This window comes from Azospirillum humicireducens, assembly GCF_001639105.2.
Taxonomy (GTDB): domain Bacteria; phylum Pseudomonadota; class Alphaproteobacteria; order Azospirillales; family Azospirillaceae; genus Azospirillum; species Azospirillum humicireducens.
Window position 1 is genome coordinate 453,264 of record NZ_CP028907.1, and the last position, 26,772, is coordinate 480,035.

24 protein-coding genes and 2 pseudogenes are annotated in these 26,772 nt (G+C 67.6%); 18 read left to right on the forward strand and 8 right to left on the reverse strand.

Annotation, left to right across the window (positions count from 1 at the left end; genetic code table 11):
- On the reverse strand, nt 1-224 hold a 224-nt coding region (locus tag A6A40_RS29220), incomplete at both ends, for a glycine betaine ABC transporter substrate-binding protein (RefSeq protein ID WP_272483275.1).
- Between the two features lie 242 nt (nt 225-466).
- Between A6A40_RS29220 and betI the strand changes: the two genes are divergently transcribed.
- Nucleotides 467-1,042, forward strand: coding sequence for a transcriptional regulator BetI (gene betI / locus A6A40_RS29225; protein ID WP_108549328.1), 576 nt, complete (start codon nt 467-469; stop codon nt 1,040-1,042).
- A 2-nt stretch (nt 1,043-1,044) separates the two neighbouring features.
- On the opposite strand, the gene A6A40_RS29230 is transcribed toward betI, so the two are convergent.
- Complete coding sequence (locus tag A6A40_RS29230; RefSeq protein ID WP_108549329.1) at nt 1,045-1,956, reverse strand: ABC transporter permease; 912 nt, start codon at nt 1,954-1,956, stop codon at nt 1,045-1,047.
- Complete coding sequence (locus A6A40_RS29235) at nt 1,949-3,133, reverse strand: quaternary amine ABC transporter ATP-binding protein (protein WP_146191678.1); 1,185 nt, start codon at nt 3,131-3,133, stop codon at nt 1,949-1,951. Before A6A40_RS29235 ends, A6A40_RS29230 begins: the two co-directional genes overlap by 8 nt.
- Before the next feature lie 706 nt (nt 3,134-3,839).
- On the opposite strand from A6A40_RS29235, the gene A6A40_RS29240 reads away from it, so the two are divergent.
- The 8 genes from A6A40_RS29240 to A6A40_RS29275 form a co-directional block, all read left to right on the forward strand.
- A partial coding sequence (locus A6A40_RS29240) for a globin-coupled sensor protein (protein ID WP_236784133.1) occupies nt 3,840-4,757 on the forward strand: 918 nt, incomplete at its 3' end.
- 507 nt (nt 4,758-5,264) lie between these two features.
- Nucleotides 5,265-6,320 carry an AbrB family transcriptional regulator gene (locus tag A6A40_RS29245; protein WP_108549330.1) on the forward strand — a complete coding sequence of 352 codons (1,056 nt, stop codon included), beginning with the start codon at nt 5,265-5,267 and terminating at the stop codon, nt 6,318-6,320.
- Between the two features lie 102 nt (nt 6,321-6,422).
- Nucleotides 6,423-7,580 carry a trans-sulfuration enzyme family protein gene (locus tag A6A40_RS29250; protein ID WP_108549331.1) on the forward strand — a complete coding sequence of 386 codons (1,158 nt, stop codon included), beginning with the start codon at nt 6,423-6,425 and terminating at the stop codon, nt 7,578-7,580.
- A 180-nt stretch (nt 7,581-7,760) separates the two neighbouring features.
- Nucleotides 7,761-9,035, forward strand: a complete 1,275-nt coding sequence (locus tag A6A40_RS29255) for an imelysin family protein (protein ID WP_108549332.1) — start codon at nt 7,761-7,763, stop codon at nt 9,033-9,035.
- 133 nt (nt 9,036-9,168) lie between these two features.
- Nucleotides 9,169-10,653: a multicopper oxidase family protein gene (locus A6A40_RS29260; protein WP_108549333.1), complete on the forward strand. Its 1,485-nt coding sequence runs from the start codon at nt 9,169-9,171 to the stop codon at nt 10,651-10,653.
- A complete protein-coding gene (locus A6A40_RS29265; protein ID WP_236784134.1) occupies nt 10,646-11,917 on the forward strand; it encodes a di-heme oxidoredictase family protein in 1,272 nt (423 codons plus the stop codon). Before A6A40_RS29260 ends, A6A40_RS29265 begins: the two co-directional genes overlap by 8 nt.
- A gap of 50 nt (nt 11,918-11,967) precedes the next feature.
- Nucleotides 11,968-13,083 (forward strand): imelysin family protein, encoded by a 1,116-nt coding sequence (locus tag A6A40_RS29270; protein ID WP_236784135.1) that lies wholly within the window; start codon nt 11,968-11,970, stop codon nt 13,081-13,083.
- Nucleotides 13,084-13,086: 3 nt separating this feature from the next.
- Nucleotides 13,087-14,220, forward strand: a complete 1,134-nt coding sequence (locus A6A40_RS29275; RefSeq protein ID WP_236784136.1) for a DUF1513 domain-containing protein — start codon at nt 13,087-13,089, stop codon at nt 14,218-14,220.
- Nucleotides 14,221-14,365: 145 nt separating this feature from the next.
- Here A6A40_RS29275 and fghA read toward each other — a convergent pair whose 3' ends face one another.
- Both fghA and A6A40_RS29285 read right to left on the reverse strand, forming a co-directional pair.
- Nucleotides 14,366-15,217, reverse strand: a complete 852-nt coding sequence (gene fghA / locus A6A40_RS29280) for an S-formylglutathione hydrolase (RefSeq protein WP_108549335.1) — start codon at nt 15,215-15,217, stop codon at nt 14,366-14,368.
- 71 nt (nt 15,218-15,288) lie between these two features.
- Nucleotides 15,289-16,407: an S-(hydroxymethyl)glutathione dehydrogenase/class III alcohol dehydrogenase gene (locus A6A40_RS29285; RefSeq protein WP_108549531.1), complete on the reverse strand. Its 1,119-nt coding sequence runs from the start codon at nt 16,405-16,407 to the stop codon at nt 15,289-15,291.
- 165 nt (nt 16,408-16,572) lie between these two features.
- Between A6A40_RS29285 and A6A40_RS29290 the strand changes: the two genes are divergently transcribed.
- Together A6A40_RS29290 and A6A40_RS29295 are read left to right on the forward strand one after the other, a co-directional pair.
- On the forward strand, nt 16,573-17,472 hold the full coding sequence (locus A6A40_RS29290; protein ID WP_108549336.1) for a LysR family transcriptional regulator: 900 nt from the start codon (nt 16,573-16,575) through the stop codon (nt 17,470-17,472).
- Nucleotides 17,473-17,561: 89 nt separating this feature from the next.
- Nucleotides 17,562-18,101, forward strand: a complete 540-nt coding sequence (locus A6A40_RS29295; protein WP_108549337.1) for a hypothetical protein — start codon at nt 17,562-17,564, stop codon at nt 18,099-18,101.
- Between the two features lie 31 nt (nt 18,102-18,132).
- Here A6A40_RS29295 and A6A40_RS29300 read toward each other — a convergent pair whose 3' ends face one another.
- The 3 genes from A6A40_RS29300 to A6A40_RS29310 are packed head-to-tail and all read right to left on the reverse strand — an operon-like array spanning nt 18,133 to nt 21,698.
- Nucleotides 18,133-18,717: a PqiC family protein gene (locus tag A6A40_RS29300; RefSeq protein WP_236784137.1), complete on the reverse strand. Its 585-nt coding sequence runs from the start codon at nt 18,715-18,717 to the stop codon at nt 18,133-18,135.
- Nucleotides 18,718-18,748: 31 nt separating this feature from the next.
- Nucleotides 18,749-20,419, reverse strand: a complete 1,671-nt coding sequence (locus A6A40_RS29305) for a PqiB family protein (protein WP_108549338.1) — start codon at nt 20,417-20,419, stop codon at nt 18,749-18,751.
- Complete coding sequence (locus A6A40_RS29310) at nt 20,412-21,698, reverse strand: paraquat-inducible protein A (RefSeq protein WP_236784138.1); 1,287 nt, start codon at nt 21,696-21,698, stop codon at nt 20,412-20,414. Before A6A40_RS29310 ends, A6A40_RS29305 begins: the two co-directional genes overlap by 8 nt.
- Before the next feature lie 214 nt (nt 21,699-21,912).
- On the opposite strand from A6A40_RS29310, the gene A6A40_RS29315 reads away from it, so the two are divergent.
- The 7 genes and pseudogenes from A6A40_RS29315 (at nt 21,913) to A6A40_RS29340 (ending at nt 26,722) form a co-directional block, all read left to right on the forward strand.
- Entirely contained in the window at nt 21,913-22,740 is an 828-nt protein-coding gene (locus A6A40_RS29315; RefSeq protein WP_236784139.1) for a GntR family transcriptional regulator, read from the forward strand.
- 66 nt (nt 22,741-22,806) lie between these two features.
- Nucleotides 22,807-23,637, forward strand: a complete 831-nt coding sequence (locus A6A40_RS29320; RefSeq protein WP_236784140.1) for a transporter substrate-binding domain-containing protein — start codon at nt 22,807-22,809, stop codon at nt 23,635-23,637.
- 65 nt (nt 23,638-23,702) lie between these two features.
- The gene (locus A6A40_RS29325) at nt 23,703-24,350 is read left to right on the forward strand and encodes an amino acid ABC transporter permease (protein WP_108549340.1); all 648 of its coding nucleotides are present in this window, start codon (nt 23,703-23,705) and stop codon (nt 24,348-24,350) included.
- A gap of 4 nt (nt 24,351-24,354) precedes the next feature.
- Nucleotides 24,355-25,059, forward strand: coding sequence for an amino acid ABC transporter permease (locus tag A6A40_RS29330; RefSeq protein WP_108549341.1), 705 nt, complete (start codon nt 24,355-24,357; stop codon nt 25,057-25,059).
- A gap of 71 nt (nt 25,060-25,130) precedes the next feature.
- A pseudogene (locus A6A40_RS29335) lies at nt 25,131-25,632 on the forward strand (amino acid ABC transporter ATP-binding protein); the annotation flags it as partial.
- 1 nt (nt 25,633) lies between these two features.
- Nucleotides 25,634-25,804: pseudogene (locus A6A40_RS32040) on the forward strand (amino acid ABC transporter ATP-binding protein); the annotation flags it as partial.
- A gap of 117 nt (nt 25,805-25,921) precedes the next feature.
- Nucleotides 25,922-26,722: a class I SAM-dependent methyltransferase gene (locus A6A40_RS29340; RefSeq protein WP_158279387.1), complete on the forward strand. Its 801-nt coding sequence runs from the start codon at nt 25,922-25,924 to the stop codon at nt 26,720-26,722.
- Nucleotides 26,723-26,772: the final 50 nt, after the last annotated feature.

Below are 26,772 nucleotides of genomic sequence, written 5' to 3' on the forward strand. Positions count from 1 at the left end.
GCGGACGTTGGTGGCGACGGTGGCGCCGCCCAGATTGGGGCCGAACCAGTCGTCGCCGCCCTCCAGATAGGTCAGTTCGAAGCTCTTGTTCATGGGGTGCGGTTCCCAGCCCAGGAACACGACCCAGCCCTCGCTACGGGTGGCCCGCTTCACCTCGGCCAGCATGCCGGCCTCGCTGGACTCAACGAGCTTGAAGTCCTTCAGGCCGAAGGCGTCGGCCTTCANGCGGCCAGAGCCCCGCCGGCACCCAGCACCACCGCCGCCGCGACGCCGACGCCCGCGACCCCCTTGGCCAGGGCCATCCATCCGCTCATATCCTCAACTCCTCTTTCCTGTGTTTCCCGTTCGTCCGGTCTGCCGTTTTCGTCATCGACGGAGCGGCGAAAATGGCGCATTTGTTACCGCCCAAGCCAAGGTAACGGTTGCGGCCGGCCGTGGCGGAGAAGGACAGGAGACCGCTCGCCCCATGCCCAAAGTCGGAATGGAACCGATCCGCCGCCGTCAGTTGATCGACGCGACCATCACCTCGATGGGCGAGCATGGACTGGTCGACACCACGGTTCAGACGATCAGCCGCGGGGCCGGCGTATCGCCCGGCATCATCCATCACTATTTCGGCGGCAAGGACGAGCTGCTGGCCGCAACCATGCGCAGCATGCTGCAGCAGCTGCGCGACGACGCGACCCAGCGGCTGGCGACCGCCGATTCGCCGCGTGCGCGGCTGGAGGCCATCGTCGACTGCAACTTCGCTCCCGGCCAGTTCGAGCCGCGGGTGGTCGCCGCATGGCTGGGCTTCTGGGCGCAGGCGCCGCACAATCCGGCGCTGGCGCGCCTGCAGCGCATCAACGCCCGCCGTCTGCATTCCAACCTGCTGCACGCCCTGCGCCCCCTGCTGCCGGCCGAACGGGCGGAGCGGGTGGCCGTCGGGCTGGCGGCGATGATCGACGGGCTGTGGCTGCGCTTCGCTCTGACGGGTGCCATCGACGGCAGCGCCGCGCGGGCAGTGGCGCTGGGCTACCTCGATTCCGAACTCAACGCCTGACCTCACCGCCGCCACCAGCGCCGCTTGGCCGTTCCGGCGGCGGCCCGACGGCGAACACCCCGCCCGAAACTCTGGGTGATGCGGTCGAGCACGACGGCGAGCAGCACCACGCTCAGTCCGCTCTGCACGCCGAGGCCGATGTCGAGGCGCTGGATGCCCTGGAGCACCACGTTGCCCAGCCCGCCGGCGCCGATCATCGAGGCGACGACGATCATCGACAGCGCCATCATCATGGTCTGGTTCACCCCGGCCATGATCGACGGCAGCGCGTTGGGCAGTTGGACCTTGAACAGCAGCTGATGGCTGCGGCAACCGAAGGCGCGGCCGGCCTCAACCAGCTCCTCCGGCACCTGCCGGATGCCGAGCGCGGTCAGCCGCACCGCCGGCGGCATGGCGAACACCACCGTGGCGATGATGCCCGGCACCCGCCCCAGTCCGAAGAACATCACCGCCGGAATGAGATAGACGAAGGCCGGCATCGTCTGCATCAGGTCGAGCAGCGTCTTGCCCACCCCGTCGGCGATCTTGCTGCGCGCCATCCAGATGCCGAGCGGCACCCCGCCGATCAGGCTGAGCACCGTTGAGGCGAGCACGAGGCCGAGGGTCGAGATCGTCGGCTCCCACAGGCCCATCACGAAGATGCCGCCGAACGCCAGCAGGGTGAACAGGGCGAAGCCTCGGCCCACCCGCCACAGGGCGATTGCGGCCAGCACCAGCGCCAGCAGCCAGGGCGGCACGCCCAGCAGCAGGTCGTCCAGTGCGCCGCCCAGCCCGTCGACCACCCCGGCGATGGCGGTCAGCGCCGGCTGGCCATGGTCGAGAATCGTCGCCACCAGCCATTCCGACCCGCGGGCGATGCCGCCGCCGATGGTCTCGCTCAGCCATTCCACGTCGAGGATCGCCGCCTCAGCCATGACGCACCTCGCGGCCGGCGCCTTCCCCCCGGTCCAGCGCCGCCAGGAGAACTGCGCGGGAGATCACGCCGACAAAGCGACCGTCCGCCTCCACCACCGGCAGCGGGCAGGGCGCGGCGGCGACCCGGCCGAACAGCGCGTGCAGCGGGGTGTCAGCCGCCACGGGTTCCAGCCCGAACAGGGCCGAGCTGCCGTCGCCGGCCAGCACGCCGCGGAAATGGCCGGCGGCATCGGTGCGGTAGCGGAAACGCGCGCCCTCCCCCTCCCCCATGGCGTCTGCCGGTGTCGGCGGGCGGGCGAGGTCGCGGGCGCGCAGAACGCGTGTGGAATCGACGCCGCGGAAGAAGGCGCGGACATAATCGTCGGCCGGCGCGCGCAGGATCTCGGCGGGCGTCCCGATCTGGGCGATTCGCCCGTCCTCCATAACCGCGATGCGGTCGGCCAGCCGCATCGCTTCCTCCGCATCGTGGGAAATGAAGACGATGGTCCGGGAATCCTCGCGCTGAAGCCGCAGAAGCTCATCCTGCATGTCGGTACGGATCAGCGGATCGAGCGCGGAAAATGCCTCGTCCATCAGCATGATCGTTGGATTCTTGGCAAGCGCGCGGGCAAGCCCGACCCGCTGCTGCATGCCGCCCGACAGTTCATCCGGATAGCGGTCGGCATAGGCGGCCAGTCCCACCCGTTCCAGCGCCGCCATGGCCGCCTTGCGCCTCTGGGCACGCGAGACCCCGGCGACCTCCAGCCCGAAGACGGCATTCTCCAGGGCGGTGCGGTTGGGCAGCAGGGCGAAGGACTGGAAAACCATGCTCATGTCCCGCCGCAGCACCTCGACCAGATCGCCATAGGACAGGCGGGTCAGGTCGCGGCCGTCCAGCCGGATCTCCCCCTCCGACGGCTCGATCAGCCGGTTCAGCAGACGGATGATGGTCGATTTCCCGGATCCGGACAGGCCCATGATGACGAAGATCTCGCCGGCCCGGATATCGAAGCTGGCCTCCGCCACGCCGACATTGACGTTCAGCGTCCGCAGCACCTCCGCTTTCGTCGCGCCGCGGCGCAGCATCTCCAGAGCCGGACGCGGATCGTCGGCGAAGACCTTGCGCAGGCCGCGAACCGTCAGGCGCACCTCTCCCGTCCCCGTCGAAGACGAGCCGGTGGGCGTGGGCAGGTTCATGGACATGGCAAGGCTTCCGGGACGCAACAGAACGGGACGATGGTAATCGGGCCGTAGATTGCCCCGAGACGAGGGGCGCGGTCGATAGCGCCGTTCACGGAATTTGCATTTTGATGACGACGTTGCTCATTTCGCCGCACACAACAGCGATTTTTATTTTGATTGGTCGTTCAATGAAAATACCGTGCCGGCATTGGGATGCCGGCCAGCTCCGCCTCCACCAGCGGGGACTGGAATTGCCGGTCATCGTCTTCTCGAAAAAATACGATGACCGATCGCTCAACCAGTCCTGGTGCCAGAGGTTCCTGACAAGCGGCTGTCGCTTCGATCACTCGGGGACTTTCACGGCAACAGCATGGCCTCCGCCTCGAAAATCAGTACCTCTCCGAATTTCCGCCTCCCCCCAAGCGGGAATTGAGGAACTTGTTTCGCATTTTCTGAATGTCTCTGACGAATGGTCGATCATACTTTTGTACCAGTAAGAAAAATTTCCGGGATCGAACGTCTTATAATTTCAGTCTATCGTGTACGAAATATTTATCTAAAAAATTACACTTCATACATACGAACTCTTCATGCTTAATGGTCACACGATACATCGGTTTTGAAGCGATTGTTGGCAGAAACAATCAAAACGAGCGGTTGACCAAAGGCTGGCGGTTGTGGCAGCCGTACCTTAGAATTCGGAATGGGGGATCGTCCGGGCATGAGTGTCGCGCTGTCCAACGGGCATGCCAAGAGTCTTGCCGCTTTTGCCATTACCGAAGATGATCTTGCCATCCTTCGGGAAAACCGGGATTTTGTCGAACGCAGACTTCCAGAACTGCTTGAGCGATGGCACCGTCATTTCGATGCTTGGCCGGAAATCCAGTCGGCGTTGAAGCTGCCGGATGTGCATGCCGCCCGCGTCGACCATTGGTCTCGCGCCGCCTCCGGCCGTCTCGACGAGGGCTTCGCCGAATCCGCCCGGCGGCTGGCGTCCTTGTTCTACAGCAACGGCGTACCGGCCTATGCCGTGTCGATCTGCCACTTCGTCGTCAGCACGAACATCGCCCGTGAACTGGGCCTGACGGGCGGCGGCGGCGGTGTGATCGCCGGCCTGTTCGGTGGCGCCGCCCACCGCACCCGCAGCTCCCAGCTGGAAGCGCTGACCAAGGTAACGTGGTTCGACATGGAACTGCTGCTGGAGACCTACAAGGCCGCCGAAGAGGACAGCAAGCGCACAACGCTCGACCGGCTGGCCGGCGATTTCGAGGACAGCGTGAAGAGCATCGTCGAGGGCACGGTTGCCGCGTCCGACCAGATGCAGGCCCATGCACGACGCATGTCGGAGATTGCGACCGCCACCAGCCGCCGCTCCGCCGATGTCGCATCGGAGACGGAGATCGCCTCCTCCAGCATGCAGACGGTCGCGGCCGCGACCGAACAGCTCTCCGCCTCCATCTCCGACATCAGCCGGCACGTCAACGAATCCTCCCGTATCTCGTCCTCCGCCGTCGATGAGGCGGAACGCACGAAGGGAACCGTCAGCGGCCTGGTCGAAGCGGCACAGCGCATCGGCGACGTGGTCAACCTCATCAACAACATCGCCAGTCAGACCAACCTGCTGGCCCTGAACGCCACGNATCTCCACCCAGATCGCCGGGATGCAGAATGCGGCCGGCAACGCTGCCGAGGCGATCCACGGCGTGGGCCGCACCATCAACCAAATCAACGAGATCGTCACGACCGTCGCCGCAACGGTGGAGGAACAGACCGCCGCCACCCAGGAGATCACCCGCAATGTCCAGGAGGTGGCCGTCGGAGCCCGCCGGATCACCGGGTCGATCGGGCAGGTGACGCAGTCCTCGACGGAAACCGGCGGAATCGCGCAGGAGGTGCTGTCCGCCGCCGGCCTGCTGCACCGTCAGGCGGACGAGCTGAACCGGGGTGTCGACGATTTCCTCAGCCGCATCCGCTCCGCCGGCTGAATCCGCCCCCACCGCAATTCACCCGCAATGCATGGCTGCCGCGCCCGTCCTGCCGCTGGACGGAAAGGTCCTGCGGCAGGCAGCATGATCCGGTCGCAAAACATTCGTATAGGTATGAATCAGTGGCGGGTGCGGGGGATCGGGCGGGAGGCGGCCGGCCGATGGGGCAGGCCGGCAAGCTGGCGCAATGGGCGGGCCTGCTGGCGCTGTCGGGAGCGGCCACTCTGGGGTTGAGTTGGATCGGCTTGCCGGCCGCCTGGCTGATCGGGCCGATGTTCGGAGCCATCGCCTTCGGCGTCGGCGGAGCCTCCATCCGGGTGCCGCCATCCGGCTTCACGATGGCCCAGGCAATCATCGGCTGCCTGGTTGCCCACGCCGTCACCCCGTCGATTCTGCTGTCGATCGCCAGCAACTGGCCGCTGATGCTGGGAACGGTCGGGCTGACGGTGATGGTCAGCGGCATCGTCGGCTGGCTCTTCGTGCGCTACGGAAGCCTGCCCGGCACCACCGCAGCCTGGGGCGTGTCACCGGGAGCCGCCTCGGCGATGGTCGCGATGGCGGGCCAGCATGGCGCGGATGTCCGGCTTGTCGCGGTGATGCAGTATCTGCGCGTGGTTCTGGTGGTTCTCAGCGCCTCCCTGGTCACCCACGCACTGACCGCCGCTCCGCAGGGTTCGATCCCGGCCGCTGCCCCGGCCGCTGCCCCGGTCGAGGCGCTGGACCCGGCGGGGCTGGCGGCGACCCTGCTGGTCGCCCTGGTCGGCGGCTGGATCGGGCACCGGTTCCGTATCCCGTCGGGCGCCCTTCTGGTGCCGATGGTGCTGGGGGCGCTGGTCCAGACCGGGGCCGGGCTATCGCTTCAACTGCCCCATGCGCTGCTGACCGTCACATACGCGCTGATCGGCTGGAGCATCGGGCTGCGCTTCACCCGCGAGGTCCTGGGCGACGCAGTCCGCGCGGTGCCACAGATGCTTCTGTCGACCGCGCTGATGATCGCGCTGTGCAGCCTGTCGGCCTGGATGCTGGTCACGCTGCTGCCGACCGACCCGCTGACGGCCTTCCTCGCCACCAGTCCGGGCGGGCTCGACTCGGTGGTGGTGATCGCGCTCGGCACCGGGGTGGATCTGCCGCTGGTGCTGGCGTTGCAGACCTTGCGGCTTTTCGTGGTGGTGCTGTCCGGGCCGCCTCTCGCCCGCCTGATCGCCCGCTACGCCTGAACCTTCGGCGATGGGCGGACCATCGGACGGGGCGTTGCGCCGGCTGCGGTCGAGGGCGTATCGTTGAACCCCCTTTTCGCCCCGATCCGGAGTGCCCCGGCGATGACCGACCGCCCCCACCGTCCCGAAACCATCGCCGCCGGCGCCCTGGGATTTGAGGACGCCGCCAGCGGTGCAGTCATTCCGCCGATCCACCCCTCCACCACATACATCCGCGATCCCGACAACGGCTATGACCGCGGCCGGGTTTATGCCCGCGCCGACAATCCGACCTTCGACATTCCGGCACGGACAATCACCGAACTGGAAAAGGGGGCGGACACGCTGCTGTTCGCCTCCGGCATGGCGGCGGCGACGGCGGTGTTCCAGGCGCTCGATCCCGGCGACCATGTGATCGTTCCAGACGTGATGTACTGGGCCTTCCGCAACTGGTTGCATGGCCCGGCGACCCGCTGGGGCTTGCGGGTGGAAGGGGTGGACACCAGCAACACCGACGCGGTCCGGGCCGCACTCCGGCCCGGCGAGACGCGGCTGGTCTGGTTGGAGACGCCCGCCAACCCGCTGTGGACCGTCACCGACATCGCCGCGGTGGCCGAACTCGCGCATGAGGCCGGGGCATGGCTTGCCGTGGACAGCACTGTGGCGACTCCGGTGTTGACCCGTCCGCTGGAGCTGGGCGCCGACATCGTCATGCATTCGGCGACCAAATACCTGAACGGCCATTCGGACGTCGTCGCCGGCACCCTGACCGCCGCCCGCAAGGACGAGTTCTGGAGCCGCATCAAGGCGGTGCAGACCCAGCAGGGCGGCATCCTCGGCAGCTTCGAGGCATGGCTTCTCCAGCGCGGGCTGCGCACCCTGTTCGCCCGCGTCCGCTGGCAATGCGCCGCCGCGATGACCCTGGCGGAGCGGCTGTCCGCCCATCCGCAGGTGGCCGAGGTGCTCTATCCCGGCCTGCCCGGCTTCCGCGGCCACGGCATCGCCTCGCGGCAGATGACCGGCGGCTTCGGCGGCATGCTGTCGATCCGGGTGAAGGGCGGCACCCAGGCCGCCATCGACACCGCCTCCCATGTCGGAATCTGGCGCCGCGCCACGTCGCTGGGCGGGGTGGAAAGCCTGATCGAGCATCGCGCCAGCATCGAAGGCCCGACCTCCCCGGTTCCCGGCGACCTGCTCCGGCTGTCGGTCGGCCTTGAGTCGCCCGACGACCTGTTCGAGGACCTGAGCCAGGCGCTCAATCGGGCTCTCCGCCAAGAGTGAGGAACGGCCGGCGGTCTCTCCGTCTCCATGTTGCATCGACGAAGTTGACGGCCGCAGCCGCCTTTCCGAGTACCCCCAACGCGGATAGGGCTTGACAGTGATAATGATTCGCGACGTTATTCCCTGAGAATCAGTCGCACTTGCTGTCACCCCAGACCACCGACGTTCGAGGAGACCTCCATGTCGAAGCGCGCTGCCGGCCTTGCCGCCGTAGCCGTCGTTGCCCTGATGCCGTTCGCCGCCCAGGCGGCGGCGCCGGCCTATAAGGACGTGGCGAAGACCTACGCCGACATTGCCCATGCCGCCTACGAGGACGCCACCAACGGCGCCAAGGCATTGAAGAAGGCGGTGGACGCCCTGGTCGCCAACCCGACCGAGGAGACGCTGGCGAAGGCGCGCGAGACCTGGAAGGCTGCCCGCATTCCCTACATGCAGACGGAGGCCTTCCGCTTCGGCAATCCGATCGTCGATGCCTGGGAAGGCAAGGTCAATGCATGGCCGCTGGACGAGGGACTGATCGACTATGTCGACGACGGCTATGCCGGCGGCGAGAGCAATCCCTACGCCAAGGCCAACGTCATCGCCAACCCGAAGATCACGGCCGGCGGCAAGACGATCAACGCCTCGAAGATCACCAAGGGTCTGCTGGCCGACAAGCTGCACGAGGCCGGCAAGGTCGAGGCGAACGTCGCCACCGGCTACCACGCCGTCGAATTCCTGCTGTGGGGCCAGGATCTGCATGGCACCGGTCCCGGTGCGGGCGAACGCAAGGCCACCGACTACGCCAAGGGCAAGGCCTGCACAAACGGCCATTGCGACCGCCGCGCCCAGTATCTGACCGTTGCCACCCAGATGCTGGTCGACGACCTCGCCGAGATGACGGCGGAGTGGGCGCCGAAGGGCAAGGCCCGCGCCTCCATCGCCAAGGCCCCGGAGGGCGAGGGCATCGCCCGCATGCTGACCGGCCTGGGTTCGCTCAGCTACGGCGAGCTGGCGGGCGAGCGCATGAAGCTCGGCCTGATGCTGCATGATCCGGAGGAGGAGCATGACTGCTTCTCCGACAACACCCACAACTCGCACTATTACGACGAAGTCGGCATGGTGAACGTCTACAACGGCAGCTACAAGCGCACCGACGGCAAGACCGTCTCCGGCGCATCGCTGTCGCAGCTGGTCGCCGCCAAGTCCGCCGACGCCGACGCCGCGGTGAAGACCGCCATGGCCGAGACCATGAAGGCGATGCAGGCGATCAAGGACACCGCCGACAGCGGCAAGATGGCCTACGACCAGATGATCGCCGCCGACAACGAGGTGGGCAACAAGCTGGTGGCCACCGCCGTCGACCGTCTTGTCGACCAGAAGAAGGCGCTGGAAGGCGCCGTCAGCACCTTGGGCGTCTCCATCAGCGTCCAGGGTTCCGACAGCCTCGACGATCCGTCGAAGGTCGGCAAGTAAGCCTGCATCCGGCTCCGGTCCCGCGCCCCATCCGCGCATGACCGCCCCCCCCACTTCCCTTCCGGGCCGATCCGGCGCGGATGGGGGGACCGGAGCCGGTTTTTTTCCTGCCTGTCGTTCCCGGACCGCCGTCATGCCGCACCGTCTCGCCGCAGCCCTGTCCCGCCGTGCCCTTCTACGCGCTGGGGGCGCTGCCGTCGCGGCGGCGGCGCTGGGCGGAACCGGCGCCGCCGCGACGGATGGCGGCGCCCTGAAGACCGGTTTGAGCGGACCGGCGCCCGTCACCTCCGCCGGCGATCTGGTCGAAGTGGAGCTGGTCGCGAAGCAGCGTCTTCAGCGCATCCTGCCGGAGCCCGCCGAACCGTCGCCGCTGATCACCTACGCCGACAGTTTTCCCGGTCCGATCATCCGCATGCGCAAGGGCCAGCGGCTGCGGGCGACCCTGGTCAACGGGTTGGACGAGCACACCTCGATCCACTGGCACGGCATCCGCCTGCCGAACCTGGAGGACGGCGTGCCCTACCTGACCCAGCCGCCGACCAGGCCCGGTGAGCGCCATGTCTATGAATTCACTCCGCCGGACGCCGGATCCTTCTTCTTTCATCCCCATTGCAACACGGTGGAGCTGCTGGGCCGCGGCCTTGCCGGGGTGCTGATCGTCGAGGAGCCGGACGCGCCCAAGGTCGACGCCGACCTCGTCTGTCTGGTCAAGGACTGGCAACTCGACAAATCCGGCAAGTTCGGTGCCTTCACCACCGATCGCGGCGCTTCGCGCGCCGGCACCTTCGGCAGCGTGTCGACGGTCAACGGCGCCATCGACCCGGTGATCGAGGTCCCCACCAACGGCGACATCCGCGCACGCCTCTACAACATCGACAGCACCCGCGTCGTCGATCTTCGGGTGGAGGGGGCGGAGGCGTGGATCATTGCGGTCGACGGCAACCCGCTGCCGCCCCGCCCGCTGGATGGCTGGCCGATGGGCCCGGCGATGCGCATCGACGTTCTGTTCCGCGCTCCCGCCAGGGCTGGCCAGACCCTGCGGCTGACCAACGTCTATTCCGCCGAGCCCAAGCCGCTCGCCATCTTCCGCGCCGTCGGCCCCGCCCTGCCCAACAAGCGCTTCAAGCCGCGCGCCCTGCCCGCCTCCACCATCCCGGAACCGGACCTGAAGGACGCGCCGGTCATTCCGATGGCTTTCTCCGCCACCGCGGTGGCGCAGAGCTTCGATCCAGCCATCCTGGCCGCGCTGCCCTATGCCGACTCGCTCTGCCTGTCACAGAAGACCTTCTGGGCGGTCAACCAGCAGAGCTGGCCGGAGGGTGGGCACGAGCATCTGCCCCCGCCGCTGGTCACGCTGGAGAAGGGCCGGAGCTACATCTTCGAGCTGGCCAACCTGACGCCGCACCTGCACCCGATCCACATCCACGGCTACACCTTCAAGGTGCTGTCGTCCGACGGCCGCAAGGTGGTGCCCCACCATGCCGACACCGTCCTGCTGGAGCCGAAGGAACGCCTGCGCGTGGCCATCAAGGCCGACAATCCGGGCGACTGGATGTTCCACTGCCACATCATCGAACATCAGGACACCGGCATGATGGGATACATCCGCGTTGCTTGAGATTTCGCTCCGCGGCACAGCAACCGCGCTTTTTCTCCTTCTCGCTCCCGCCGCGCAGGCTGCCGACAGCCTCGACAACCGCATCGGCGAAGCTCTGTTCCGCCGCATGTGGGTGGCGGCGCCCACCGCGACCCAGGCGGCGGACGGTCTCGGCCCGCTCTACAACGCACGCTCCTGCGCCACCTGCCATCCGCGCGCCGGCGGCGGCAGGCCCCCCGACCCGGCGGTGGAGGGAGACCAGGGCGTCGGCTATGCGATCAAGCTGAACGACGACCCGGTCTATGGCCGGCAGATCCAGTCGAACGCCATCCTCGGCCAGGTGATCGAAGGACGTCCCCGCGTCACCTACCGGGAGGAGGAGGTGCGCTTCCCCGACGGCGAGACCGTCCGGCTGCGCCATCCCACGCCGGTGGTCGAGGATCTCGGTTATGGTCCGCTGGCGCAGGCGACGGTGATGTCCGCCCGCGTGCCACCTCGGGTGCATGGCATGGGCCTGCTCGACCGCATCCCCGCCGAGGCGATCGAGGCCGAGGCGGCGCGGCAGGCGGCCTCCGGCGCCCCGGTGGCCGGGCGTGTCAACCATGTGACGGTGGACGGCAAGCGTCAGGTCGGCCGTTTCGGCTGGAAGGCGATGCACCCCACGCTCGACCACCAGGATGCGGAAGCCTTCAGCCTCGACATCGGCATGTCGACCCCTGCCTATCCGGAGCCTTGGGGCGACTGCACCCCGGCTCAGACCGCCTGCCGCAACGCCCCCCACGGCGACTCCAAGCAGTTCGAGGGGCTGGAGATCCCCAGCACGGTGATCGGCCTGATCGACGGCTATCTGCGCGACCTGCCACCCGACGGCAGCCTGGAGGCGCCGAAGGACAAGGCCGGCACCAGGCTGTTCGCCGATACCGGCTGCGCCGCCTGCCACCGCCCATCCTGGCGCACGGGCGGGGATCCGGCGCATCCGGCCCTGTCCGACCGCGACATCTTCCCGCACAGCGACATGCTGCTGCATGATCTCGGTCCTGCCCTGGGCGACGCCTTGCCGATGGGCGAGGCACGCGGGAGCGACTGGCGCACCACGCCGCTGTGGGGGCTGAACCGGCTTGCGGCAAGGGATGGACAGCTGTCGCTGCTGCATGACGGGCGCGCCCGAAGCGTGACCGAAGCCATCCTCTGGCACGGTGGCGAGGCGGAGGGAGCGAAGGAACGCTTCATGACCCTTCCGGCGGCGGAGCGGAAACGGCTGGTGCGTTACGTGCTGGGTTTGTAAAGGAAGGGCGGGGTTTCGAACCGCGTCACCGGCAGAGGGGATTTGATCGTATGCGACGCCGCATAGTGCTTGGACTGATGTCGGCCGCAGCCGCCGTGGCGGCTCTGCTGCCCCGGACCCCGGCCTTCGCCGCCCGCCGGTCGGACAAGGACAGCGAGTTCCTGGCCGGCATGGTCCGCACCCATGCCCTGCCCCGCTTCGACGCGCTGGTGGCCGCATCCGCGGCCTATGCGGACACGCTCGACCGCTTCGCCGCCGGTCCGACCGCCGTCGGCCTGGAAGAGGCGCGGACGGCCCACACCCGCGTCACCGACGCCTGGGCCGCGGTCCAGCATCTGCGGCCCGGTCCGCTGACCGTGAATCTGCGCGCCGACCGCATGTCCTTCTGGCCGGAGCGTGCGGGCGTGGTCCAGCGCCAGATCGGCCAGATCCTGCGCGACCAGGACCCGAAGCTGCTGCAGCCGGGGGCGCTGGCACGCCAGAGCGCCGCCGTGCAGGGACTGACCGTGCTGGAGAGGCTGCTGTTCGACGAGAACGTCACGGTGGAGAGCTTCACCGGCAGCGACGCCAAGCGCTTCCGTGGGCTGCTCGCCGCAGCCGCAGCCCGCAACGTCGCCGCCATCGCGACCGATGCGCGTGACGGCTGGAAAGAGCTGGAGGCTCCTCTGGCCGCCGGTCAGGCGACCATCCTTGGCCCCACCGCGTCGGAGGCCGTGAACACGCTCTACGCCTCCGCCATCACCGCCATGCAGGTGATCATCGACCAGAAGCTGATGGCCCCGCTCGGCACCGGCATCGAGGATGCCAAGCCGACGGTGGTCGAGGCCCTGCGCAGCGGCCGGGCGCTGCGCAACATCGTGCTGAACCTGGAAGGGCTGCGCGCCCTGCTGATGGGTGAGCATGGCGGGCCGGGTTTCGTCTCGCTGCTGCCGCCTGGAGAGGACGGGGCGACCGCCAGGCAGGCAATCGACGAGAGCTTCGCCGCCGCCATCGGCGCAGTGGAGGCGGTGCCCGGTCCGCTGAACAAGGCGGTGACCGATCCCGCCGCCCGCAAGAAGGCCGACGGCGCCCTCCGCCTGATCAAGGCGGCACGGGTGGAAATGCTGGGCACGCTCGCCCCGCAACTGGACATCACGCTGGGCTTCAACGAGCTGGATGGGGACTGAGCCATGGTCGGGATGGGAGCGCTGGACCGCCGTAACATCCTCGGTCTGCTCGCCGGCGGGCGCCTGCTGGGTGGCGGTCTGCTCGCCATGCTGACGGGCAAGGCCCATGCCGCAGGCAACGGCGCGATCTATCTCAACGCCTATGCCACTGCCGGAGCCGAGCCGACCTTTGGCGTCGCCGCGCTGACCGATACCGGCAAGCTGCTGTTCACCACCCCCACCCCCGGCCGCGCCCACGGCATCACGCCGCGTCCCGGCATGGCCGAGGCGGTGGCGTTCGCCCGCCGGCCCGGCCGCTGGTTCCAGATCCTGTCTCTGACCGACGGCGCTCCGGGTCCGGTTGTGCGGGCGCCGGACGACCGCCGCTTCACCGGGCATGGCGATTATTCCGCCGACGGCCGAACCCTCTATGTCGCCGAGGACGATGTCCCGCGCGAGGAGGGGGCCATCGGCGTCTATGACGCCACCGACAATTACCGCCGCGTCGGCGCCATTCCCACCCACGGTCTCGGCCCGCACGAGTTGATTCTGATGCGGGACGGCACCACGCTGGCGGTTGCCAACGGCGGCGTCATCACCCACCCCGACACCGGCCGGGCCAAGCTGAACCTCGACAGCATGGACGCCTCGCTGACCTATGTGGAGGCGGCGACCGGCAGGTTGCTCGACAAGGTCCGCCTGCCGGAGGAGCACAGCAACCTCGGCATCCGCCACATCGCTCTGCTGGACGATGGCGGCATCGCATTCGGCACGCAGGACGAACGGCCCATCGGCATGCTGCAGCCCCTGACCGGCGCCCACCGCCCCGGCAGCGGGCCCGTCCGCCTGTTCGACACGCCCGAGGACGTGCTGGTGCGACTGCAGGGCTATATCGGCAGCGTCGCGTCGGACGGCCGGACCGTCGCCGCCAGTTCACCGCTGGGCGGGATCATCGGCCTGTGGGACGCCGCGGGCGGCACATGGCTGGGATCGACAGCGCTCGCCGATGGGTGTGGACTGGCGCCGAACGGCGAGGGCTATCTGGCGACCAGCGGGCTCGGCGTGATCGAGCCGGTGTCGAACACCGCCGAAGCAGGGCCGGAGCGCCGGGCGCCGGACTTCCGGTGGGACAACCACCTGACGCGGCGGGTGGTGTAACGCGAGTTGCAGCATATGGCGGCTGACCCCCTCCCTAACCTCCCCCGCATTTTGGCGGTGGACGGGACTGCCGCCGCAGTCCCATAAGGCACCCTCTCCCTCGAAGAGGGGGAGGGTTGGGGTGGGGGCAATCGAAGCCTGCCACTCACCCCACCAGCGCCGCCGCATGGTGACGCAGGTGATCCTCGATGAAGGTGCTGATGAAGAAATAGCTGTGGTCGTAGCCCGGCTGCATGCGCAGGGTCACGGGATGCCCCGCCGCGTCCGCCGCGGCGACCAGCGCCTGCGGCTTCAGCTGAGCCTCCAGGAAGCCGTCGCCGTCGCCCTGGTCGATCAGGATCGGCAGGCGTTCCGGAGCCTTCGCGATCAGTGCGCAGGCGTCCCACTCCAGCCAACGGTCCCGGTCCGGTCCCAGATAGCGGCCGAACGCCTTCTCGCCCCACGGCACCGCCGCCGGGTTGACGATCGGGGCGAAGGCCGAGACCGCCTTGTAGAAGCCGGGATGCTTCAGCGCGCAGACAAGCGCGCCATGCCCGCCCATCGAATGGCCGGCGATGGAGCGGCGGTCGCTGACAGGGAAGTTGCCCTCGACAAGCGCAGGCAGCTCCCGCGTCACATAATCGTGCATGCGATAGTGCCGGGCCCACGGCTCCTCCGTCGCATCGACATAGAAGCCGGCACCGAGGCCGAAATCCCAAGCACCTTCTGGGTCGCCCGGCACCCCGTCGCCCCGCGGGCTGGTGTCTGGGGCGACGATGGCAAGACCCAACTCCGCGGCGACGCGGAAGGCGCCGGCCTTCTGGGTGAAATTCTCATCGGTGCAGGTCAGCCCCGACAGCCAGTAGAAGACCGGCACCTTGACGCCGTCCTCCACCTGCGGCGGCAGGAAGATGGCGAAGGTCATGTCGCAATCCACCGCCGCGGACTGGTGCCGCACCCGCTTCAGCCGGCCGCCGAAGACGCGGGTTTCCGACAGGGTGGTGAGGGGGTCGGTCATGGAACTGCCTTTTTGTGGGTATCTGCCGGAAACTCCCCTCCTCCGGCGCGGAGGAGGGGAACGCCGTCGCTTTACTGGTTGTAGAGGATGACCGAGCGGATGCTCTTGCCCTCATGCATCAGGTCGAAGGCGTGGTTGATGTCCTCCAGCCCCATGGTGTGGGTGATGAAGGTGTCCAGCTCGAACTCGCCGCGCAGGTAGCGCTCCACATAGTCCGGCAGCTCCGAACGGCCCTTGACGCCGCCGAAGGCCGACCCCCGCCAGACGCGGCCGGTGACCAGCTGGAACGGACGGGTGGAAATCTCCTCGCCGGCGCCGGCGACGCCGATGATCACCGACTCGCCCCAGCCCTTGTGGCAGCATTCCAGGGCGGCCCGCATCACCTTGACGTTGCCGATGCATTCGAAGCTGTAATCGACGCCGCCGTCGGTCAGTTCGACCAGGACTTCCTGGATCGGACGGTCGTAATCCATCGGGTTGATGACGTCGGTGGCGCCCAGCTGCTTGGCGATCTCGAACTTCGACGGGTTGATGTCGACGCCGATGATGCGGCTGGCCTTCGCCATGGTGGCGCCGATGATCGCCGACAGGCCGATGCCGCCCAGGCCGAAGATGGCGACCGTGGAACCCGGCTCCACCTTTGCGGTATTCATCACCGCACCCATGCCGGTGGTGACGCCGCAACCCAGCAGGCAGACCTTCTCCAGCGGTGCGGCCTTGTTGATCTTGGCGAGCGCGATCTCCGGCAGAACCGTGTATTCGGAGAAGGTCGAGGTGCCCATATAGTGGGCGATCTCCTTGCCCTTCAGCGAGAAGCGGCTGGTGCCGTCCGGCATCAGGCCCTTGCCCTGGGTGGCGCGGATCGCCTGGCACAGGTTGGTCTTGCCGGACAGGCAGAATTTGCACTTGCCGCATTCCGGCGTGTAGAGCGGGATCACATGGTCGCCGACCGCCACGGAGGTCACGCCGGGGCCGACCTCCACCACCACGCCGCCGCCCTCATGGCCCAGGATGCAGGGGAAGACGCCTTCGGAATCCTTGCCGGACAGGGTGTAGGCGTCGGTATGGCAGACGCCGGTGGCGACGATGCGGACCATCACCTCGCCAGCCTTGGGCGCCGCGACCTCGACCTCTTCGATCTCCAGCGGACGGTTGGCTTCCCAGGCGACAGCGGCGCGCGACAGGACCATGTGGCTTTCCTTCCCGAAAACGAATTCGCCAATGCGGATTGGCATTTGATTCCCGCAGTGTAGACCGCGAGCGGTCATTGCCAGAACGGCGATTTCGGGAATAGATTTTTGCTGCATGGGGATAATGTCACGGCGGCCCTGGAAGAAAGCCCCAGGAGATGGATCATGAGCGGCTGGGACGGCATCGACGAATTCGTGGCGGTGGCCGAAGCCGGCAGCTTTTCACGCGCTGCTGAACGGCTGCGCGTTTCCTCGTCGCATGTCAGCCGCAGCGTGGCGCGGCTGGAGGACAGGCTGCAGGCCCGACTCTTCTACCGCACCACCCGCAAGGTCAGCCTGACGGAGAGCGGCCACGCCTTTCTCGCCCGTTGCCGGCGGCTGGCAGAGCAGCGCGAAGAGGCGTTTCTGGCCGTGGGCGCGCTGCAGGGGGGCAGCGACGCCGAGGTGAAGGGGATGCTGCGCATGACCTGCTCCACCGCCTATGGCGAGCAGTTCGTCATGCCGCTGATCAACGACCTCATGGAGCGGCACCCCCAGTTGAGCATCGAGGTCGAGTTGACCAACCGGCAGCTCGATCTGGTGCAAGAGGGCTATGATCTGGCGATCCGCCTTGGCCGGCTCAGCGAATCGAGTATGGTGGCGACGCGCATCGCCCCGCGCGTGATGCATCTTTGCGCCTCACCGGCCTATCTGGAGCGTCACGGCGTTCCCCACGGTCTGGCGACTCTCGCCTCGCATCAATGCCTGATCGGCACCTCCGACCATTGGCTGTTCGATGACAACGGACAGGATTGGCTGTTCCGTCCGCGCGGCCGCTGGCGCTGCAACAGCGGCTTCTCGGTGCTCGATGCCGCGCTGCGCGGATTCGGGTTGTGCCAATTGCCGGATTACTACGTGCGGGGGCCGGTGGCGGAAGGGCGGCTGGTCTCCCTGCTGGATCGCCACCGCCCACCCAACACCGCGGTTTGGGCCGTCTATCCGCAAAAGCGCCATGTGCCGTCCAAGGTGCATGCGGCGATCCGGCATCTGAAGGAGGGGCTGGCACGGCGGGCGGAATATCGCTGACGGGCACCTCCCACAATGCAAATGAGAATGACTTGCATTTTCATTGCGGGAACCCTATTCTTCGCTCGTTTCCCAAAGCGGAGTTCGCCATGTCCTCCCTGTCGTCCCATCGCCGCGCCCTGCCGGCCCGCGAGCGTTTCCAGGATCTGCACGCTGCGGAGGCGCTGATCGTGTCCGTTCTGCGCCTGTGGGCCGAACCCCTGCGCGAGCCGGAACGCCAGCATCCGCACTGGCAGGACGGAATGACTGCGGCCGGCCTTTCCAACGACGCCGCGGTGGCCTTCGATACGCTGATGCGGATCGTTCTGGCGGCGACCACCCGCCCGCTGGACCTGCACCGGCCGCCCTGTCCGTCACTCGGCGTTGACGAGGCGCTGCTGCTCGACATGCTGCGGCTGGCCCAGCAGGGACAGCATGGCGAGGCAGGTCTCCTGATGAATGATTGGCTGCCGCTGCCGGGCGTGCGCATGGCGATGGCGCCGCTCTGCGTCCTGGCCTCCGCCCTCACCCGAGCCGGATTGCGGATGTCCGACCCGGAGGCGCAGCACCTGCAGACCCATCGGTCCGCGGCAGAGCGCATGGACCGCCCCCGCCCGACGGCCGACCGCGGCACAACGCTGCTTCACTGAAGAGAGGCCGGTCCGGAAGAGGCCGCCGTTTTCAGCGGCGCACCCCGGCGGCGACACGGTCGGCGAAGGTCGCGACCGCCTGGCTCATCGCCCGTACCAAGGCATCCGGCTCGGCGCCGGCGGCCGGGATCTCCACCGTCTCGCGCGACGGGCCGCTCTTGCGCGCGGCGCCGGCCCGCGACACGGTCCATTGCGCGTCCAGCACCACCCGTCCGCCGACATCGGCATCGAACCGCAGGACGGTGACGGCCAGCACCGCCGTGCCCTCCTCAACCACGCTGCCGGCCACCGAGAGGACAGTCACGCCCGGCAGGCGCGCGGCGAGGTCACCGGCCAGGGTGGAGCGCAGTCCATCGGCCAGCGGCTCGGCCCAGCGGTCGAACTCCAGCGCCTCCACCCGGTTGCCGTCGATGCGGCGGACGATCTGTGGCCGGTCGATCAACATCGGCAGGTCCAACGATCCCAATGCCAAGGTTTGGGGCGCCGTGCGGACCGTCTGCGCCGCCGTTGCCGGCGGGACGACCGCCAGCGTGTAGAGCCGGCTGTCCGGCGTCGACTGGCAGGCCGCCAGCACCAGCAATGGCAGCGCCATCGCCGCAGCCCGCCATCCGGGCACCCGTCCAATCCTCATCCGTTCCCCCGATCCCTTACGGTGTCTTGCCCCGGAGCAGCGCCTCCGGGTGGCGTTCCAGATAGTCGGCCAGCACGCGGAAGGAGCGCGCGGCGTCGTTCAGCTGCCGCATCACCCCGGCCAGATCGGCCTGCCCGCCGCCACCGCCCAGCAACCCGTTGGCACTGTTCAGCGTTCCCTGCGCCGCCGTCGCCACCCCGCGCAGACTCTTCACCAGCTCCGGCAACTGCCGGTCGGCGTCGCGCATCAGCGCGTCGGCGCTGCCCAGCGCCTTGGCGAGAGCCGCCAGGGAACGCGCGAGGTCCGGCGACCCGGCAAGCCCGCCCACCGACTGCAGTGTACCGCGCAGATCGGCGATCAGCCCGTCCAGCGGCAATGCCGAAACCTTGTCCATCAGGATGCCGGTCGATCTTGTGATGGACTCGATGTCGACGGACTCAACCGTCGGCAATTCCGACCGCTCGGTTCCCGGAACCGGCTGGTGTGGACCCGGTTCGAAATCGAAAGACACCAGCTTCTGCCCGGTCAGCAGGTTGCCCGAGGCCAGCCGGCCCCGCATGCCCTTTTGCACCTGGATGGCAACGAGCTTGCGCAATGTCGCTTCATCCATCGGCTTGTCATCGACAATGCCATAGGTGCGGGCCACCAGATCCGGTTCCAGATCGATGTCGACGGGAATGTGGATCTGCTGGCTCGCCTCGTCATACTCCATGCGGACGGTGGTCACATGCCCGACCGTCAGGCCGCGCATCAACACCGGCGCCCCCGCCTGCAGGCCCTGGACCGAGCCGGGGAACTCCAGCCGGTAACGCACGCGCAGGCGATCGCGCGCCGCGGCTGCGGATTGCTGGTCCTCGTAGAGGGTGAAGGTCGACCAGTCCTTCGCCTGCCCTCCCGCCTGCGGATCGGGCGGGGTTTCCAGCACCACGCCGCCCAGAGCCAGCGTCTTCAGCGACTCCGTCTGGAATTTGAGGCCCTCGGCCCCCGCGGTGAACTGGATGCCCGAGGACCGCCAGAACCGGCTCCCCTCCCGCACCAGCCCCTCGTACGGCGCGCGGACGAAGACGGAGACCGACACCGTGCGATCCTGCGGCGAAAGATTGAAGCCCATCACCTCGCCCACCTGAACGCCGCGGAAATAGACCGGGGAGCCCTGTGCCAGCGATCCCAGCTGTTCCGCCTTCAAGGAGAAGCTGCGGCCTGGCACGTCGGCGCGGATCACCGGGGGGTCGTCCAGCGCGTCGAACTCGCGCCGGTCCTCTCCGCCGCCGGGCTCCATCTCGACATAGGTGCCGGAGACCACCGTGCTCAACCCGGACACCCCGGCCAGGCTGAGGCGCGGCGCCACCACCCAGAAGCGGGTCCCCTCCTTCAAATGGCGGCCGGCGGCACGGTCCATGCGGGCGGTGGCGATCACCTGGGACAGGTCGTCGGACAGGCGGACTGACTCGATCACGCCGAGATCGACATTCTTGTGCTTGATGCGGGTCCGCCCGGCCTCCAGCCCGTCACCGGACTGGAAGGTGATGACGATCTGCGGACCGCGGTCCTCCAGCCAGCGCCAGCCGAGCCAGCCGGCGATCAGCGCCGCCACCAGCGGCAGCAGCCACAGAAGGGACAGCCTGCGGCGCGTCGATACAGCCACCTCGGGCGGATGCTCGGGTGTCGGCTGGCCGGAGTCAGTCATGCCGCACCCCGTCCGCCCGGTCCCACATCACGCGCGGGTCGAAGATGTGGCTTGCCAGCATGGTCAGGATGACCACGGCGGCGAAGGCGATGGCGCCGGCATCGGCGCGGACGGAGGCGACGGCGCCGAACTGCACAAGAGCCGTGAGGATGGCGATCATGAATATGTCCACGTTGGACCAGCGGCCGATGGCATCGATGAAACGGTAGAACCGGGTCCGTCCCTGCAGCCGCGCGGCCGATCCGCGCCAAGCGGCAACGACGAACCACGCCAACCCACCCAGCTTCAGCAGCGGCACCGCGACGCTGGCGACGAAGACCAACAGGGCCAGCGGCCACATGCCGGATCCGGCCAGTTCCCCCACCCCGCCCAGGATCGTGCTGGGATCGCCCTGGCCGAAATTGACGACGGTCATCACCGGCAGCAGATTGGCCGGGACATAGAGGATGGCGCTGGTCGCCACCAGCGCCGTGGTGCGCCCCAGACTGTCGGGTTCCCGCGCATGCATGCGGCTGCCGCAGCGGGTGCAGCGGTGCGGCAGGGGCTCATGGTCATGGCCGTGGACGCGCTGGCAGACCGAACAGGCGACCCAACGCCGCGGTGGCGGCGACGGGTCGGCGGGCACATGGTCGATGGCCGACCACAGCGCCCGGCGGTCGAGCCCCTGGTCCATCGCGCTGACCGCCAGCACATAGCCGCCGAGCGCCAGCCCGCCGGTTAGCAGCTCGGCATTGGCGAATCCGTAAAGCTTGGAATAGCCGACCAGAAGGCCGAGCAGGAAGACGTCCAGCATCGCCCAGGGGCGCAGCGACTCGGTCAGGGCGAACAGCCGGGCGGTCGAACGCGGCGACTCCGGCGGGCGTCCCCTGTGCAGGCGGAGCAGCACGGCGATCACCCCCACCACGCGGGCGACCGGCGCCCCCAGCACCAGCAGCCCGACCAGCAGCGAGAGCGGCCACATTCCCTGATCGGCAAGCGCCTCGATCCCGGTGGTGACCAGACCGGCGCGGTCGTTTCCCTGGATATGCACGGCCATCAGCGGATTGACGGCGATCAGCCCGAGCAGCAACAGCGCGGCCAACGCCATCGGCAGGGCATGATGCGGTCCCCCTGCGACATGGCGGTACAGCTGCGCGCCGCACCGGGTGCAGACGGCCCGGCCGCCGCGCGGCAGCTCACGGACACGATGAAGCCGCCCGCAATCCGGACAGGCGACCAGATCGTCCCGAACCGGTCCCGGATGCTCCCTCAACCCGAACTTGCCCTGCTGCATCGACATGCACGCGTCCGCACCGATTTGTCGCAAATCCCACACACCAATTGGCTTTTTCGCGTCTCCGCGCAAGCCCCGGCGAAGGAGGTAGGCGGTTTTTCGCCGCAATGCAGCAACGCGGTCGCCATGCTGGGAATTGGCGATTGACCGTAAGATTATGTACATACATTATCGCCTGAACGTCACATCGCAATGCGGCGCGGAGAGCGGGGTGCAGGGGGTGGCACGGCAAGGCCTGACCGGACAGGACCGCGTTGGCGGACCGGCATCCACGCCGGCCGGCGTCCCGCGGAATGACCCTCCCCTCGACGGCCTCACCCTTGATGGCCGCGGCGCCCTGTTCGACCAGATCAAACGCGCGGTTGCGGGCCAGATCCTGCGGGGACGTTGGCAGGCAGGCCAGCGCCTGCCCAACGAGGCGGAGTTGTCGAGCCTCTACGGCGTTTCCCGCCAGACCGTGCACAAGGCCATCGCATTGCTGGCGCGGGAGGGATTCCTCGTCCGCCGCCGCCGTGCCGGGACCTTTGTCGCCACCGGACGCCGCGACCGCTTCGCCCTGCCCATCGAGGACATCGGCGACGTCGTCGCGCGCGAGGGGCATGTTTACGAATTCCGCATCCGCGACCGCAAGACCCTCAAGAACGGACAGGGCATCCGCTGGCCTGACCTGCCGGACGGCGCGCCGATCCTGGCGCTGGAATGTCTGCATTTCAGCGACGGAACCCCGATCCAGCACGAGCGGCGCCTCATCAACCTCGACGCCGTTCCCGAGGTGGAGGAGGAACCGTTCGACAGCGTGGCGCCCAGCCGCTGGCTGGTCGACCGGGTTCCCTGGTCGTCGGCCGACCATACGGTGCGCGCCGTCAACGCCACCGCCGAGATGGCGGCACTGCTGGGGGTGGAGGCTGGGGCCGCGTGCCTGTCGATCCGGCGGCAGACCATGCATCTCAGCAGGGCGGTGACGCTTGTGCATTTCCTCTCGGTCGGCGACCGTTTCAGCCTCAGCGGTTCGTCGATCACCGACAGCGCGACCGAGTTGAATTTGTAAACACAAAAGGACCGGACAGGGTTTGCCGGCCACGACAGGGGACCACTCACGATGGAGAGCAAGGGTATGGTTCGGACGATGTTCAAGGCGGCGCTGCTGGGCGCCACGCTGCTGGTGACCGGTGCCGCCGCCGGCACGGCGATGGCCGACACGCTGGCCGACGTGAAGAAGGCCGGTGTCCTCACCGTTGCCACCGAGATGCAGTTCCCGCCCTTCGATTTCCTTGAGAACAACGAATACAAGGGCGTCGACCGCGACCTGATCGACGAGGTGGCGAAGGAGCTGGGCGTCAAGGCCAAGTACATCGACCTGCCCTGGACCAGCGTCCTGCCCGGCCTGGAAGCCAAGAAGTTCGATCTGGTCATCGCCCCGGTGACGATCACGAAGGAGCGCATGAAGCGTTACGCCTTCACCGTTCCGATTTCCGAGGCGACCGCCGCGATCATGAAGCGCGCCGACGACAAGAGCATCAACAAGCCGCAGGACATCGCCGGCAAGAAGGTCGGCGGCGGCAAGGGCACCTCGCAGCTGGCCCAGGTCAAGGAGTTCGGCCAGACCCTGCCGACCCCGCCGGACGTGCGCGAATATGTCGACAGCAACCAGTCCTACGCCGATCTGGCCGCCGGCCGCATCGATGCCTCGGTCAACTCGCTGCCGAACCTCGCCTTCGCCGCCGCCCAGCGCAAGGAGACCTTCGCCGTCGTGCTGCCGCCTTTCGGCAAGCCCTCCTACTTCTCATGGGTCGGCCGCCTCGGCGATGACGACAAGAGCCTGGTCGAGGCGGTCAACGCCGCGCTGGTGAAGATCCAGAAGGACGGCCGCATGGCGACCATCCAGAAGAAGTGGTTCGGCGTCGCGCAGGAACTGCCGACCTCCGTTCCGGAACCGCAGCTGTAAGGCACGCATGACCGTCCCTCTCCTGTACCGGGAGAGGGACGGGATCGTTCGACGAAGGCCCTTCCATGAAGTTCAGCGTCATCATCGACGCCCTTCCCCATCTGCTGGGGGCGGCAGTCACGACCGTTTGGGTCTCGCTGCTCGGCGTGCTGCTGGGGCAGGTGATCGGCCTCGCCGTCTGCGTGGCGCGGCAGTCCGGCGGCCGGGCGGCGGACATGGCGGGCGGCGTCTATGTCAGCTTCTTCCGCGGCGTGCCGCTGCTGATCCAACTGCTGCTGATCTACTACATGCTGCCGCTGATCGGCATCGACGTGCCGCCGCTGGTCGCCTCCATCGCCGCGCTCGGCCTCGCGTCGGGCGCCTATGTGTCGGAGATCTACCGCGGCGCGCTGAACGCCGTCCCGCACGGCCAGTCCGAAGCGGCGCTGGCGCTGGGCTTCCCCGGATCGGCCATCTGGACGCGCATCCTGCTGCCGCAGGCCTTCCGCATCTCGGTTCCGGCGCTGGTCAACGAGCTGATCCTTCTGTTGAAGGCATCCTCGCTGATTTCCGTCGTCGGGGTGGCCGAGCTGACACGGACCAGCCAGACCATTTCGGCCGCCAACTACCGCCCGCTCGAGATTTATCTCGCGGCCGGCGTCATCTATCTGGCGATCAACGGCGCGCTGGCCCTGTTCGGCACGCTGGTCGAACGCCGCCTGCAACAGGCCTGACCCGATGTTGGACCTTTCCCTTCTCGTCCAGTACGGCCCGGCGCTGCTGCGCGGCTTCGGCGTCACCATCCTGTGCTGGGGCGCCGGCTGCCTCATCGGCATGGTGCTGGGCTTCGTCCTGCTGCTGCTGCGCCAGATCCCGGTGAAGCCGCTGCGCTGGGTCATCCGCGCCTATATCGAGGTGATCCGCGGCACGCCCTTCCTGATCCAGTTGTTCCTGCTCTACAGCGGCGGTCCGTCCATCGGCCTGCGGCTGGAGGCGACGGCGGCCGGCATCCTCGGCCTTGGCATCTATGGCAGCGCCTATTTCGCCGAGATCTTCCGCGCCGGCTATCAGGCGGTGCCGAAGGGACAGGTGGAGGCTGCGCTCAGCCTCGGCATGTCCTACAGCTCCATCCTGCGCCGGGTGATCGTGCCGGCCATGCTGGTGTCGACCATCCCGGCCATCGTCAACATGATGGCGATCCTGACCAAGGAGACGGTGGTGCTGTCGATCATCACCGTGCCGGAACTGATGTACGAGATGCAGACGATGGCGGCGGAGACCTTCGCCACCTTCGAGACCATCGTCGGCATGGCGCTGTTCTATTGGCTGCTGGTGGAGGTGGTGTCGCGCCTGGGCCGCCGGCTGGAGGCCCGCGTCACCCGTTTCCTCACCCATGCGTCGCCGCAAGGGGACGCGACCAAGACCGCAACCGCGAGGGCGTGATGACCGCCGTATCCGAAACCGCCAATCCGCCCCGCTCCGCAACCTCCGGCGATCCCCAGCCGATGGTTTCCATCCGTGGCGTCAGCAAGAGCTTCGGCACCAACGAGGTGCTGCGCGACATCGACCTGACCGTGAACAAATCTGAGGTCGTCTGCCTGATCGGCCCCAGCGGATCGGGCAAGAGCACGCTGCTGCGCTGCGTCAACTTCCTGGAGGTCTACGACCGCGGGGAAATCCGCATCGAAGGCAAGCTGGTGGGCTACACCGAGGACACGCCGCGCCGACGGCTGTCAAACCGCGACCTGCGGGACCTGCGCCGCAACGTCGGCATGGTGTTCCAGCAGTTCAACCTGTGGCCCCACATGACCGCGCTGGAGAATGTGGCCGAGGCGCTGGTGCAGGTCCGCGGCATGGACAAGGCCGCAGCATCCGCCCATGCCCGCCGGATGCTGGACCGCGTCGGTCTCGCCGCCAAGGCCGACAGCTATCCCGCCCGCCTGTCCGGCGGCCAGCAACAGCGAGTCGCCATCGCCCGCGTCATCGCGATGGAACCCCATCTGATGCTGTTCGACGNGTGGTGGTGACGCACGAGATGGGCTTCGCCGCCAACGTCGCCGACAAGGTGGCCTTTCTCGACCATGGCCGCATTGCCGCCTTCGGCACCCCGCGCGAGGTTTTCCATGAATCCAGCGAACCGCGGGTGCAGCAGTTCCTGCAAACCTATCACGAGCGGAACAGTTTCTGACGATCCGCGATCGGACCTGAGACGATGATCTTGTCGGATCGGGGGCGGATGTGAATAACTGCGGCCCCGGCAGCTCCGACAGGGGAGTTTTCGTCGGACCGAATGGCGGCAGGCGGAATGAGCGAGCGATATTACGGCCAGGGCAGCTTCAGCGCCGCGTTGTACGACCTGATCGACGGCGCGCTGTGTCCGGAGAACGAAGCGACATTCTATCGGACACTCGCGATCGGCACCGGAACGCCGATCGTGGATATCGGTGCCGGGACCGGGCGATTGACCTTCGCTCTTGCCGAAGCCGGGCACGAGGTTATTGGTGTCGACCTGTCCTGTGACATGCTCGCGGTTGCCCAGCGCAAGCGTGATGCCGCGGACGAGACGGTGAAGAACCGCACCTCCTTCATACAGGCGGACATTCGCGCCCTCGACCTCGGCCGCCGCACCGATCTTGCGATCGCGCCCTACCGGATCTTCAATTTTCTCCTGACCGACGAGGACAGGAGCCGCTTTCTGGACGGATTGCATCGGCATCTGTCCGATAGAGGCCGGGCGATCATCGATTGTTGGGGGGCGTCCGACAACAGCAGCCGCCTGAGGCCGGCCAATCAGAACCGCAGGATCCTGGTGAACCTGGAGGGAACTCCCTTCAATGTCGCCCGGACCTTCAAGAGCGACAAGGTGGACCAAGTCCGGAAGGTCGCCGAATTCACGGTCGGCTACGAGATATTGGACAAGGACAACAGGGTTCTGAAAAGCAAGGACGAGGTTCTGGAATTGCGCTGGTGCGCTCCGGACGAAATGCGGTCGCTGTTCGAGCGGCACGGCTTTCGCGTCCTGTCGGAACTGGGTGGTTTCGATGCGATGCCCGCCACCCTTCCGGGCGACCGTATCTGGGTCGTCGAGCGATCGGATTGCGGTTGATCTGTGGCAAGCGCACTGCTCCGGAGATCCGTGCGCACTTGCTTCCCGCT

Bases quoted from the DNA above. Each gene is read 5' to 3' on its own strand.
- A6A40_RS29330 (WP_108549341.1), top strand. From the start codon at position 24,355: ATGTTGGACCTTTCCCTTCTCGTCCAGTACGGCCCGGCGCTGCTGCGC.
- A6A40_RS29340 (WP_158279387.1), top strand. From the start codon at position 25,922: ATGAGCGAGCGATATTACGGCCAGGGCAGCTTCAGCGCCGCGTTGTAC.
- A6A40_RS29310 (WP_236784138.1), bottom strand. From the start codon at position 21,698: ATGTCGATGCAGCAGGGCAAGTTCGGGTTGAGGGAGCATCCGGGACCG.
- A6A40_RS29275 (WP_236784136.1), top strand. From the start codon at position 13,087: ATGGTCGGGATGGGAGCGCTGGACCGCCGTAACATCCTCGGTCTGCTC.
- fghA (WP_108549335.1), bottom strand. From the start codon at position 15,217: ATGACCGACCCCCTCACCACCCTGTCGGAAACCCGCGTCTTCGGCGGC.
- A6A40_RS29270 (WP_236784135.1), top strand. From the start codon at position 11,968: ATGCGACGCCGCATAGTGCTTGGACTGATGTCGGCCGCAGCCGCCGTG.
- A6A40_RS29305 (WP_108549338.1), bottom strand. From the start codon at position 20,419: ATGACTGACTCCGGCCAGCCGACACCCGAGCATCCGCCCGAGGTGGCT.
- A6A40_RS29320 (WP_236784140.1), top strand. From the start codon at position 22,807: ATGGTTCGGACGATGTTCAAGGCGGCGCTGCTGGGCGCCACGCTGCTG.
- A6A40_RS29255 (WP_108549332.1), top strand. From the start codon at position 7,761: ATGTCGAAGCGCGCTGCCGGCCTTGCCGCCGTAGCCGTCGTTGCCCTG.
- A6A40_RS29250 (WP_108549331.1), top strand. From the start codon at position 6,423: ATGACCGACCGCCCCCACCGTCCCGAAACCATCGCCGCCGGCGCCCTG.
- A6A40_RS29245 (WP_108549330.1), top strand. From the start codon at position 5,265: ATGGGGCAGGCCGGCAAGCTGGCGCAATGGGCGGGCCTGCTGGCGCTG.
- A6A40_RS29285 (WP_108549531.1), bottom strand. From the start codon at position 16,407: ATGGTCCTGTCGCGCGCCGCTGTCGCCTGGGAAGCCAACCGTCCGCTG.
- A6A40_RS29295 (WP_108549337.1), top strand. From the start codon at position 17,562: ATGTCCTCCCTGTCGTCCCATCGCCGCGCCCTGCCGGCCCGCGAGCGT.
- A6A40_RS29235 (WP_146191678.1), bottom strand. From the start codon at position 3,133: ATGAACCTGCCCACGCCCACCGGCTCGTCTTCGACGGGGACGGGAGAG.
- betI (WP_108549328.1), top strand. From the start codon at position 467: ATGCCCAAAGTCGGAATGGAACCGATCCGCCGCCGTCAGTTGATCGAC.
- A6A40_RS29260 (WP_108549333.1), top strand. From the start codon at position 9,169: ATGCCGCACCGTCTCGCCGCAGCCCTGTCCCGCCGTGCCCTTCTACGC.
- A6A40_RS29325 (WP_108549340.1), top strand. From the start codon at position 23,703: ATGAAGTTCAGCGTCATCATCGACGCCCTTCCCCATCTGCTGGGGGCG.
- A6A40_RS29290 (WP_108549336.1), top strand. From the start codon at position 16,573: ATGAGCGGCTGGGACGGCATCGACGAATTCGTGGCGGTGGCCGAAGCC.
- A6A40_RS29230 (WP_108549329.1), bottom strand. From the start codon at position 1,956: ATGGCTGAGGCGGCGATCCTCGACGTGGAATGGCTGAGCGAGACCATC.